Below are 12,087 nucleotides of genomic sequence, written 5' to 3'. Positions count from 1 at the left end.
GCCGAAATGAATTCCACAACTTTAGGTAAATATCGCTGGCGTGTATGTGCGCTGTTGTTTTTTGCGACCACGATTAATTATGTAGACAGACAGGTAATTGGGTTATTGAAAGATACCCTTGCCCTTGAATTCAATTGGACAGAGAAGGATTACAGCTACGTAGTAATGGCTTTTTCCGCTTCATATGCGCTGGGTTTGCTGGTGTTTGGAAGGCTGATCGATAAAATAGGCAGTAAACTGGGATATGCGCTGTCAGTAACCGTTTGGAGCATTTCCGCGATGGCACATGCGATCGCCAAATCTACTTTCGGTTTTGGTGCTGCCCGTTCTGTACTGGGTGTGAGCGAAGCGGGTAACTTCCCTGCGGCTATTAAATCTGTGGCTGAATGGTTCCCTAAGAAAGAAAGAGCATTTGCGACCGGTATCTTCAACTCCGGCGCCAATATTGCCGCTATCGTCGGCCCTCCTACCGTGTACTGGATCTTACGTAATTACCACTGGCAAACAGCGTTTATCTGGACGGGTGCCATCGGTTTTGTATGGCTGTTCTTCTGGTGGATTTGGTACGAAATCCCTTCCAAACAAAAAAGGCTGAAAAAAGCAGAATATGACCACATTCATTCTGATAACGAAGAAGTATCAGATGCGGATGCGAAGAAAGGCGTGAAATGGGGTAAACTGTTTGGCATCAGACAAACGTGGGCTTTCATTTTCGGTAAATTACTCACCGACCCAATCTGGTGGTTTTATCTCTTCTGGCTGCCTACCTACCTTTCCTCTACCTTCGGTATTGATATGGCCAGCACCGGCGGATGGCCGCTGATTGTGGTGTACACCATCTCCAGCATAGGTAGTATCGGTGGGGGATGGTTATCTTCCTACCTGATCAACAAAAAAGGCTGGCCGGTATTTAAAGCCAGAAAAGTTTCCATGCTGTTCTTTGCATTGTGCGTACTGCCGGTAGTGTTAGTACCTTATATCCCTAACCTGGCTGTGGGCCTTGGTTTGATCGGATTGGCCACTGCAGCACACCAGGCATGGTCTGCCAATATTTTCACCACCGTGTCCGACATGTTCCCTAAAAAGGCGGTTAGCTCTGTGGTAGGTATCGGCGGTATGGCCGGTTCTGTGGGTGGTACACTGTTCCCGCTGCTGGTGGGTATTATCCTGGATCACTATAAGGTGCTGGGTAAACTCTCCCTCGGTTACGGTATTATCCTTACCATCTGCGGTTTGGCTTACCTGCTGGCATGGCTGATGATGCACATTTTTGCACCAAAAATGGAACAGGTAAAACTGGATGATGAATCTCCTGTAACGGCTGCCCCTAGCGGACAACACGTGTAAAACAGGTATAAATAAGTATTCGTTTAAGTAGAGTACCATTAAGTATAAGAGTCAGGGGATGCGGCCCTGACTCTTTTTTTATGCCGCTGTTTTATAGTTCTCTTTCTTCCGCCTGCGGCGGAGAGATTTAAATTCATAACAGGCAGGTGCATAGTTAGTGGTCTATACCTCTGCCACCAAAGCGACAGGGGCAAATTGCCCACAGCCGCTTTGCTGTTCCCATAAACCCTTTGTAAAGTGGAGCCTTTTTAAAACATGTCATATTGCGGGGGAATGTAGCCCTGCCGCTTTTTTATTCAGTGTGAAATCCTACTCTTCACTTCTAATTTGTTCACGAATGATTTGCTTCTCCCTTTCAAGCTCCAGACGCAATTCATCCTCAGTTGGTAGTACTAGCCTATATTTTGATGCAAATAGCTGCTTATTTTCTTCTAATACACTGTATTTCACTATTGTTTGATCTTTTTCTGTGCAAAGTATAATGCCTATTGTTGGATTATCACCCTCAGTTTTCATACGATCTTCAAACAATCGCACATACATATCCATTTGGCCAATGTCTTGATGAGAAAGTTCTTTAATTTTTAGATCAATAAGTACAAAACACTTCAATATATAATTATAAAAAACTAAGTCAATATAAAAATGCTTAGTTTCAGTAGTGATACGATACTGCCGGCCAACAAACGAAAAGCCTTTACCCAGTTCTAATAAAAACTGCTGTAAGTTGCTAATTATAGCTGATTCAATATCACTTTCGGAAAATCTGGATTGCATATTTACATCCAAAAACTCCAGCACATATGGATCTTTTATCAGATCAACCGGCTGTATTTTCTCCATTTTCTCCTGTTCCCTTAGCGCCTCCCGCTTATTTTGTGAAGAAAGCAATCTCTCATAATACAAGCTGTTAATATTACGCTCCAACACTCGTGTACTCCAACTTTCGGTAAAAGCTTCATTAAGGTAATACTCTCTCGCCCTGGGATTGTCCACCCTCATAATCAAACGATAATGGGTCCAACTCAATTGGCTACGCAGTGCGTAGCTTTTATCCCAATCAGGGAAAATATCTTATTGGAAACTACTGCTTTTATGCCCTTTGGAGGTTCTTTTAAATAGTTATTATCTTCTCGGTGTATCATTTCAGACGTGTTTTAAAAACAAAAAGCCGCTTAAATATTAGAATTTAAGCGGCTTTAATACCTTCGATATTATTGTGATTCCAACGGGAGCTTTACTTCTTTCACTATTATCTTCATCGTTATCGATGGGAGTATTATGATGTCATATTACAAACTCACCCCACGTTTCCACGGAATAAAATCATCCTGGTGCAGCTGCTCTGCTTTCGTATATACTTCGCCGCTGGCAGCCTGGATAACATATTCCAGGATCTGCTCACCCATTTCTGCAATGGAGTGCTGACCACTGATGATAGAACCGGTATCAATATCGATAATATCAGGCATACGGGTAGCCAGTTTGGTATTGGTAGCCAGTTTAACTACCGGGGCAATCGGGTTGCCGGTAGGGGTGCCTAAACCAGTAGTGAACAGTACGATGTTGGCACCGGAACCTACTTCCGCAGAGGTGGACTCTACATCATTACCTGGTGTGCAGAGCAGGTTTAAGCCTGGTTTGGTTACGTATTCTGTATAGTCGAGAACATCAGTAACAGGGGACGTTCCACCTTTTTTGGCAGCGCCTGCGGATTTGATCGCATCGGTGATGAGGCCGTCCTTGATGTTACCCGGAGAAGGGTTCATGTAAAAGCCGGAACCTACGGATTGTGCCTGGTTTTCGTACGCACGCATGATGCGTATGAATTTCTCAGAAGTATATTCCGTAGTACAACGGTTGATCAGCTCCTGTTCCACACCGCACAACTCAGGGAATTCGGAGAGGATGGAGGTACCGCCGAGTGCCACCAGCAGGTCGGATGTATGACCTACCGCGGGGTTGGCAGAAATACCGGAGAAACCGTCGGAGCCGCCGCATTCCAGGCCTATTACCAGCTTGGACAGTGGGGCAGGCTGGCGGGTGATCTTGTTGGCCTCTACCATCGCCAGGAAGGTATCTTTTATGGCAGCAGAGAGCATGTTAAACTCGGAAGAGCTTTTCTGCTGCTCGTATACCAGGATTGGTTTATTAAAATCAGGATTCAGCTTTTTCAGGGATTCCTGTAAAATGCTTACCTGTGCGTGCTGACAGCCGAGGCTCAGCACTGTGGCACCTGCCACGTTTGGATGGTGGATGTAGCCTGCCAGCAATGCACAGAGTGCATCTGAATCCTGGCGGGTACCACCGCAGCCCCCTTCGTGGGTCAGGAATTTAATACCATCTATATTAGGGAAGATGGTGCTGCGTTTGCTGGTATCGGTGGACTGGCCTGCTTCATAATTTCTGATCGCGTCCAGGTCGCCTTTTTTATAGAGTGCCACCAGGTCAGTTACCTGTTCGTTGTAAACCTCTGCTGGCGCAAATCCCAGCCCTTTTTCGAAGGCGGTTTTGATCACGCTTACATTCCTGTTTTCACAAAATACCAGTGGAATTACCAGCCAGTAGTTTCGGGTGCCTACCTGGCCATCCTGGCGGTGGTAGCCCATAAAGGTGCGGTCTTTCCAGCGACTTACGTCAGGTGCCTGCCATTGCTCGCTACCATCTTTTTCATGGAAGGCGTTGGCATCATGGATCACATTTTCAGTGGTCATCAGGCCGCCTTGTTTGATCGTGGTTACCGCTTTGGCCACCAGTACGCCGTACATGGTGATCGGGTCTCCACTCGCGACATCATTAATAAGGAATTTATGTTTGGCAGGCGTAAGCTGCAGCAGTTCTATGTTGTGGCCGTTGAAGGTAATTTTTGTTCCAGCCTGGAGGTCTTGTAATGCAACCAGCACATTATCTGCCGGATGTATCTGTAAATAACTGTTCATAAAGGCTAAAGTATGAAGATTTGATGCCGGCTGGTAATACTATAATGTTAATCCCTGATGAAATTTTGACAAGTTGTAAAATCAGCTGAAATCTTGTACAGTGGCAAGTTACGAATGAATCAGGAAATGATAAATAAGAATTATGAAGGTTTAAATACCATTTGAAAAAAAGTTTATGCAAACGTTTGAACAATTATTACATTTAGATACTTTTATCGACCACGTTGACAAGGGGACAATGAATTTTTAACAGGCCGGACGAGCTTATACCACTTTGAGGAAACGTATTTCCAACAATTGAGTACGCGATCAGCCCATTTTCGGTGCGGTGTCCGGAGCGCTTTTCTTATAGTAAACAACTAGCCCTATGAGGTTGAACCATACTATATTCCACGTTGTGCTGGCTACAGGCCTTTGCCTGTCGGCACATACCATTATGGCGCAGCAGAAAACTACGCCCAATTACCTGGAGAATGCCTGGAAACAGGCTGGCGGCGCCGCTGCCATTACCGATGCAGCTGCGTGGCAACAACAGCTGAAGCAGCGCATTGCCGCTAAAATAGCCGCCCTGGATGCCACTACCCGTAAGGCCATGATTGCCGATGCGGAGAAGGCGATGTCATTCCAGTGGCCCTCCATCACCGCCGAAGTATACCTGCAATTCAGGGATAATGGCAACCGTATCAACTTCGAAAATATTCAGTTTGAACGCCGCAAAGTATTGTCCACCCTTATTGCCGGGGAAATGGCGGAAAACAAGGGCCGCTTCCTGCCACAGATCGTAAATGGCCTCTGGCTGATCCTGGAAGAAAGCACCTGGGTACTGCCGGCACATATTGGAGCACAAAAGCTGGGCAGCAACCTGCCCGATCCGAACGAGCAGGTGATCGACCTGTTTGCCGGCGAAACCGCTATGACGCTCTCCTGGGCTCAGTTCCTGCTCCGCAGCGAGCTGGATAAATACTCGGTAATCGTGAATAAACGCATCGATTACGAGCTGGAAAAAAGAATCTATACGCCTTATCTCGAACGCAACGACTTCTGGTGGATGGGCTTTAAAGGCGGGCAGGTGAACAACTGGAACATCTGGATCAATTCCAATGTACTCAAAGCGGCACTGCTCAACCTCACCAACACGGATAAACGTAACAGGGTAATCGAAAAGAGCATCCGCAGTGCAGATAACTTTGTGAACGCCTATGCGCCCGATGGTGGCTGTGACGAAGGACCTAGTTACTGGGGACACGCCGGCGGCAAGCTCATTGAACTACTGGACGATTTGTACAGCAGCAGTGGTGGCAGGCTGGATTTCAGCAATAATAAGCTGATGCACGCCATCGGTGCGTATATCTATAAAATGCATGTGGACAGCAACCGCTTTGTCAACTTCGCGGATGCTTCTGCCCGCAGCATACCGCCTTCCCAGGATGTGTTTATGTACGGCAAAATGTATAACGACGAACAGCTGCAGCAGTTTGGTGCCTACCTCAACCAGCTGGAGCGCCGCGGAGGGGATAATATCCGTATTTCCGCGCTGGGTATTTTCGTATATAAGTTGTTGTTGGGAGATGAAATGCAGCGTACGAAAGCGGTCGCGCCGTATACGGGTGTCAACTGGTTGCCGGATTTACAGGTATTGTCGCTCCGCAGCAGGCCAGGCAGTAGTGCAGGACTGTTTTTTGCCGCTCAGGGCGGGCATAATGCGGAAAGTCACAACCACAACGACGTAGGCAATTTTGTACTGTACATGAACGGAAAGCCTGCGATCATTGATGTAGGGGTGGGCACTTATACGAAGCAAACCTTCAGCAAGGACCGTTATAAGCTGTGGTACATGCAGTCGCAATGGCACAATTGCCCTACCATTAACGGTGTGCAGCAGAAAGACGGGCGTGCTTTCCAGGCAAACAATGTGCAGTTTACGCCGCAAAAGAGCGCCTATAAATTGCAGATGGATATAGCAGCCGCTTACCCTGCGGAAGCGGAGGTGAGCAAATGGCAGCGCACTTATAATTTCATTCCGGGTAAACAGCGATTGGAACTAACGGAGGCGTATGTACTGAAAACCTGGAAGGAAGCATTCCGCGAGCATTTCATGACCTGCCTGCCGGCAGACGTGAGCAAAGCTGGCAAAATAGTGTTGTCGGCCAAAGAGGGGACGCTCGTGATCACTTATAATCCGGCTGAATTTGCGGTGGAAACGGAGCAGCAGGAAATCGCCGATGGCCGCTTATCGCCGGTATGGGGCAACAGTGTTACGCGCATTACGCTGGTATCGAAAGGTAAGCAGCTGGCCGGTAGCCACAGCATTGGTTTTACCATGGAGTAGCAGCACCGTTGCTTTTTACATTTTTGAGGGACTTTGTTTCGATAACAGGACCAATACATATTAGTGATCCGGGAGATGCCACGCCACAGCCGTTACGATGGAATAACGATTGGCATGCGCTGACATCTCCCGATAAAAAAACCGGGCAATGCCACGCCGCAGCCATTTCGATGAAATAACGATTTAGCATGCGCTGACATCTCCCGTTAAAAATATTTTTTAACACAGTTAAACACAGTGCTGACAAGCCTTTCCCGTGAACAATGAAAAAAGTGCTTGGATTATTGCAAACGTTTGCATTAAATTAGAGTCTTTATAGACCGGCATCTGGTAACACGCTTTAAACAATGTAAGTTTTGGAAAGAAGAAACTTTATCAGGATGGCCCCGTTAGCCGGACTTGCGGGAATGATACCATCGGCGGCATTTGCATCAGCCACTACCACGCAGGAGAACAATTCCACAGCTGCACTTACCGACCGTGCGTATCACGTTCAGCTATTACAGAAAATTGTTACTCCCGTGGTGGATAACATGAGCAAGGGCACCCTGAAGAAGAACATGCCGAAGGAAAAAGGTCCGGGATATGGACTGGCACTGGAAAAGGTGACCTACCTGGAAGCTTTTGGCAGATGTATTTCCGGAATGGCGCCGTGGCTGGCATTACCGGACGATAACACCGCTGAAGGCAGGCTCAGAAAGCAAATGCGTGAGCAGGTACTGCAAGGCATTGTGAATGGGGTAAATCCGGCCTCGCCCGACTACCTTAATTTCCGGGAAGAAGGGCAGCCACTGGTAGATGCGGCTTATCTGTGTCAGACGTTTATGCGGGCACCACAAGCGCTGTGGGAGCCGCTGGACAACAAGACCAAACAAAATATAGTTACCGAACTCAAAGAGCTGCGCCGTATAAGGCCGGCTTATAACAACTGGCTCCTGTTTGTAGGCATGGTGGAAGCCTTTCTGTTGTCGATCCACGAAGAGTACGAGCCGCTGCGCACGATGATTGCCACACAGAAAATGAAAGAGTGGTATGCAGGAGATGGTTTTTATGCGGACGGGCCGCAGTTTTCGCTCGACTACTACAACGGATACGTGATACATCCAATGTTCACGGAAATGTTGAAAGTACTGATGGACAACAGGCAGGGTACAAAAGCAGATTACGATCAGGCCATGAAACGAATGCAGCGCTTTGCAGAGCTGCAGGAACGCATGATTGCACCTGATGGTACCTATCCCGCTTTAGGACGATCCATGACCTATCGTACGGCTGCCTTCCAGCCTCTCGTACAGCTGGCATTAATGCATCAGCTGCCCGAAGGAGTGGAGCCGGCTCAGGTGCGCTGTGCCATGACCGCCATCATGAAACGCATCTTTGAAATGGAAGGCACCTTCGATAAACAAGGCTGGCTGCAACTGGGTATTGCAGGCCATCAGCCGGAAGTAGCAGACGTGTATACTTCTACCGGCAGCCTTTACATCTGCACCAACGGTTTCCTCGCATTGGGATTGCCGGCAGAAGATCCTTTCTGGAGCGCCCCGCCGGCCGAATGGACGGCGCAAAAAGTATGGAGCGGAAAACCAGTGAAAAAAGATTATCACGTGACCTATTAATTTAAAAACTAATTAAGCGTTACAGTATATGGGCAAAAATTATGAATCCCGTTATGCAAGCAGTCCTGCTGAAGTAAAGCAGATGAATACTGCACAGTTGAGAGAAGCCTTTCTGATTGAAAAAGTATTTGCTGCAGACCAGATCAACTGGGTGCACACACATTACGATCGTTACCTCACCGGGGGTGCCATGCCTGTTAAAGGAGCCATGAAACTGGAAGTGATCGACCTGCTGAAAGCAGATTATTTCCTGGAGCGCAGAGAGCTGGGAATGATCAACGTAGGCGGCGATGGTATCGTGGAAGCCGATGGCGTGAAATACGAAATCGCTTTCAAAGAAGCACTCTACATTGGTAAAGGCACTAAGGAAGTTACTTTCCATAGCAAAGATGCCGCTAATCCGGCCAAATTTTACCTGAACTCCACCCCGGCGCACCATACCTATCCAACAAAGAAAGTTTCAAAAAATGAAGCTGAAATTGTTACTTTAGGAGCACTGGAAACTTCTAACCACCGTACCATCAACAAACTGCTGGTAAACTCCGTACTGGAAACCTGCCAGCTGCAGATGGGTATGACGGAACTGAAACCAGGCAGCGTGTGGAATACTATGCCGGCACATACGCACGACAGAAGAATGGAAGTTTACTTCTACTTTGAAGTACCCGAAGCACAGAGTGTATGCCACTTTATGGGCCAGCCGCAGGAAACCCGCCACATTTGGATGCAAAACGAACAGGCAGTTATTTCTCCGCCATGGTCCGTTCACTCCGGTGCAGGTACCAGCAATTATACCTTCATCTGGGGTATGGCCGGTGAAAACCTCGACTACGGCGATATGGACCACTGCAAAATCAATGAGCTACGTTAGTAACTGATATAATCCGTAATCATGATGAAAAATATACTGAAGGTGAGTCTTGCGGGACTTACCTTATTCCACGCATCCGGCGCTATGGCGCTGCCGGTGGGCGACTCCTCTCTGTCGGCACCGTCAGTAATTGCCCAAATGGAGAAAGTAGGCACATGGCAATGGAATAAACTTGATAATAAAGGGTTTGCCTACGGCAGAACCAACTGGACCAATGGCGCCCTGTACACAGGCATGTTCAAGCTGGCACAGGTATCCGACAACCCCTCCTATATCCGCCACCTCGTGCAGGTAGGAGTGGAAAGTGACTGGAATACCGGGCAGGACAGGTTTCATGCGGATGACTACTGCGTTGGTCAGCTGTATTCCCAACTGTATATGCTATACAAGGACCCTGTAATGATCGACCGCTGGCGCAAACTGGCAGATACCATCGTGGCACAGCCACATACCGAATCCCTGGAATGGGTAAACGGTATTGCCCACCGCGAATGGGCCTGGTGCGATGCACTGTTCATGGGCCCTCCCGCACTGGGATACCTCAGCACCGCCACCAACGATCCGAAATACCTGCAAACAGCAGATAAACTGTGGTGGAAAACAACTGATTTTCTCTATAGTAAAGAAGATAGCCTCTACTACCGCGATGCTACCTTCTTCAATAAAAAAGAAGCCAACGGCGCCCGCATGTTCTGGAGCCGCGGTAATGGCTGGGTAATCGGTGGCCTTGCCCGCCTGCTGGATAATATGCCGGCCAGCTATCCGAACAGGGCAAAATTTGTAGAGCTGTTTAAACAAATGGCTTATAAAGTAGCACGCCTGCAAACCAGCGATGGTACCTGGCATGCCAGCCTGCTCGATCCGGCCAGCTACCCTTCCAAAGAAACAAGTGGTACCGGTTTTTACGTATATGCATTAACGTGGGGTGTGAATAATGGTATCCTGCCGGAGAAAGAATTTCTGCCGGTAATCAAAAAAGGCTGGGAAGCACTGGTAAGCTGTGTACAGCCTAATGGTAAACTCGGCTTTGTGCAGGAAATTGGCGCTGCGCCAGGCAAAACCACTGCAGACGATACGGAAGTATACGGCGTAGGTGCATTCCTGTTAGCAGGCTCGGAGATCATTAAACTGGATATCCGCCATCAGCCGGGTGTGGCCATTCAAATGACCAATACCATCGGTGTGAACCGCCCGGGTGAGTTAGTGGAGATACCCATGTCCACTTTTGCCAAAGCCCAGGGAAAAGCTAAAACTTTCAAAGTAATCAATGCCGTTACCGGAAATGAAATTCCGTACCAACTGATTATTAACGGGGAAAAAACAGCTTCTTCCATCCTGTTGCAGGTAAACGCCGCTCCTGGTGCCACCGTAACAGCTTTCGTGAGAGAAGGCACACCGGCACCGGTGAAACCTGCCGCCTACGGCCGATACGTACCGGAACGTAAAGATGACTATGCCTGGGAAAACGACCGCATGGCATATCGTATGTATGGCGCCGCACTGGAAAACACACCTAAGGAAATGGCCTTTGGTATTGACGTATGGGCAAAACGTACCAATGAACTGGTGATCAACGAATGGTATAAAACCGATAATTATCACCACGACAACGGCCAGGGCCTCGACTACTACAGCGTGGGCCTCACGCTGGGTGCCGGCGATAATGCACCTTATATTAAGGACTCCATCTACTTCCCTAAGAACTACCGCAAGTACAAAACGCTGGAAAACGGCCCGCTCCGCACTACCTTCCAGCTGATGTATGAAAGCTGGAACGCCGCCGGAACGCCGGTTACCGTCACTAAAACCGTCAGCCTGGACGCAGGTTCACAACTGAACCGCATGGCCTACCAATACAACTTCAAAGGCAGGGAACTGCCGGTGGTAACGGGCATCGTTAAACGTAAAGAGCCAGGCACCGTACTGCTCAACGAAAAAACCGGTGTAATGGGATACTGGGAGCCACAGCATGGGGAAGATGGTACCCTCGGACTGGGTGCAGTATTCCCGGAGGCTAAGCCTGGCATGAAAACAGATAACGTACATTTGCTTACGCCTGGCGTAGCATCCAGCACTGCCCCTTATGTATACTACATGGGTGCCGCCTGGAGTAAAGGTGGCCGTTATACCAATGCAGCCGATTGGTTTAGCTACCTCGAGGATTTTGCACAGCGCGTACAACATCCGGTAGAAGTAAAAATTAAATAATTCTTCAAATCAGAAATAATGTTTGAATTAAACGGAAAAGTAGCCCTGGTAACAGGTTGTAAACGTGGTATCGGAAAGTCGATGGCGGTAGCGCTGGCAAAAGCCGGTGCGGACATCATCGGGGTTTCAGCATCACTGGAACTGAGTGGCAGCGATGTGGAGAAAGAAGTGACTGCCCTTGGCAGACGCTTTAAAGCTTACCAGTGCGACTTTGCAGACAGAGATTCACTGTATGCCTTTATCAGACAGGTACAGAAAGATGAGCCGGTAATCGACATCCTGGTAAACAACGCAGGTACCATTATGCGTAAGCCTGCGGCAGAGCATCCGGATGAATACTGGGATACCGTGATCAACACTAACCTGAATGCACAGTTCATCCTCACCCGCGAAATTGGTAAAACCATGATCGCAAGAGGTAGTGGCAAAGTGATTTTTACCGCTTCCCTGCTCACTTTCCAGGGTGGTATCAACGTGCCGGGCTACGCAGCCAGCAAAGGCGCCGTAGGTTCGCTGGTGAAGGCATTTGCCAACGAATGGGCATCCAAAGGTGTGAACGTAAACGCCATTGCACCGGGATATATCGCTACCGATAATACCGCCGCTTTGCGTGCAGACCAGCAACGCAGCACCTCCATCCTGGACCGCATCCCTGCAGGCCGCTGGGGTGAACCGGAAGATTTTGAAGGACCTATCGTATTCCTCGCTTCTAAAGCATCAGACTATGTGCATGGAACTATCCTGACCGTAGATGGTGGCTGGATGGGCAGATAACAT

Annotated in this window: 8 protein-coding genes; 6 read left to right on the top strand and 2 right to left on the bottom strand. The window is 48.4% G+C overall.

Translation table 11 applies throughout. From position 1 onward, the window contains the following. Positions 1 to 6: 6 nt before the first annotated feature. A complete protein-coding gene (locus tag BUB18_RS01735) occupies positions 7 to 1,347 on the top strand; it encodes an MFS transporter (protein ID WP_073077422.1) in 1,341 nt (446 codons plus the stop codon). A 309-nt stretch (positions 1,348 to 1,656) separates the two neighbouring features. On the opposite strand, the gene BUB18_RS01730 is transcribed toward BUB18_RS01735, so the two are convergent. Together BUB18_RS01730 and BUB18_RS01725 are read right to left on the bottom strand one after the other, a co-directional pair. After that, positions 1,657 to 2,418, bottom strand: coding sequence for a PDDEXK nuclease domain-containing protein (locus BUB18_RS01730; RefSeq protein WP_083549226.1), 762 nt, complete (start codon positions 2,416 to 2,418; stop codon positions 1,657 to 1,659). Positions 2,419 to 2,639: 221 nt separating this feature from the next. Beyond that, positions 2,640 to 4,286 (bottom strand): UxaA family hydrolase, encoded by a 1,647-nt coding sequence (locus BUB18_RS01725; RefSeq protein WP_073077418.1) that lies wholly within the window; start codon positions 4,284 to 4,286, stop codon positions 2,640 to 2,642. Between the two features lie 367 nt (positions 4,287 to 4,653). Between BUB18_RS01725 and BUB18_RS01720 the strand changes: the two genes are divergently transcribed. The 5 genes from BUB18_RS01720 (at position 4,654) to BUB18_RS01700 (ending at position 12,084) form a co-directional block, all read left to right on the top strand. Then, positions 4,654 to 6,615 (top strand): heparinase II/III domain-containing protein, encoded by a 1,962-nt coding sequence (locus BUB18_RS01720; protein WP_073077408.1) that lies wholly within the window; start codon positions 4,654 to 4,656, stop codon positions 6,613 to 6,615. A gap of 356 nt (positions 6,616 to 6,971) precedes the next feature. Then, the gene (locus BUB18_RS01715) at positions 6,972 to 8,231 is read left to right on the top strand and encodes a DUF2264 domain-containing protein (RefSeq protein ID WP_143159793.1); all 1,260 of its coding nucleotides are present in this window, start codon (positions 6,972 to 6,974) and stop codon (positions 8,229 to 8,231) included. Positions 8,232 to 8,259: 28 nt separating this feature from the next. Continuing rightward, positions 8,260 to 9,102 (top strand): 5-dehydro-4-deoxy-D-glucuronate isomerase, encoded by an 843-nt coding sequence (gene kduI, locus BUB18_RS01710; RefSeq protein ID WP_073077404.1) that lies wholly within the window; start codon positions 8,260 to 8,262, stop codon positions 9,100 to 9,102. 21 nt (positions 9,103 to 9,123) lie between these two features. After that, the gene (locus BUB18_RS01705; protein WP_073077402.1) at positions 9,124 to 11,310 is read left to right on the top strand and encodes a glycoside hydrolase family 88 protein; all 2,187 of its coding nucleotides are present in this window, start codon (positions 9,124 to 9,126) and stop codon (positions 11,308 to 11,310) included. Between the two features lie 18 nt (positions 11,311 to 11,328). Continuing rightward, entirely contained in the window at positions 11,329 to 12,084 is a 756-nt protein-coding gene (locus BUB18_RS01700) for an SDR family NAD(P)-dependent oxidoreductase (RefSeq protein ID WP_073077400.1), read from the top strand. The last annotated feature ends 3 nt before the right edge of the window (positions 12,085 to 12,087 follow it).

The sequence above is a fragment of the Chitinophaga jiangningensis genome (genome assembly GCF_900142605.1).
GTDB classification, from domain to species: Bacteria; Bacteroidota; Bacteroidia; order Chitinophagales; family Chitinophagaceae; genus Chitinophaga; species Chitinophaga jiangningensis.
Note: the sequence above shows the minus strand (reverse complement) of the source record. Positions and strands in the feature narration are given on the sequence as shown.

Bases quoted from the DNA above. Each gene is read 5' to 3' on its own strand.
- BUB18_RS01735 (WP_073077422.1), top strand. From the start codon at position 7: ATGAATTCCACAACTTTAGGTAAATATCGCTGGCGTGTATGTGCGCTG.
- BUB18_RS01725 (WP_073077418.1), bottom strand. From the start codon at position 4,286: ATGAACAGTTATTTACAGATACATCCGGCAGATAATGTGCTGGTTGCA.
- BUB18_RS01720 (WP_073077408.1), top strand. From the start codon at position 4,654: ATGAGGTTGAACCATACTATATTCCACGTTGTGCTGGCTACAGGCCTT.
- kduI (WP_073077404.1), top strand. From the start codon at position 8,260: ATGGGCAAAAATTATGAATCCCGTTATGCAAGCAGTCCTGCTGAAGTA.
- BUB18_RS01705 (WP_073077402.1), top strand. From the start codon at position 9,124: ATGATGAAAAATATACTGAAGGTGAGTCTTGCGGGACTTACCTTATTC.
- BUB18_RS01700 (WP_073077400.1), top strand. From the start codon at position 11,329: ATGTTTGAATTAAACGGAAAAGTAGCCCTGGTAACAGGTTGTAAACGT.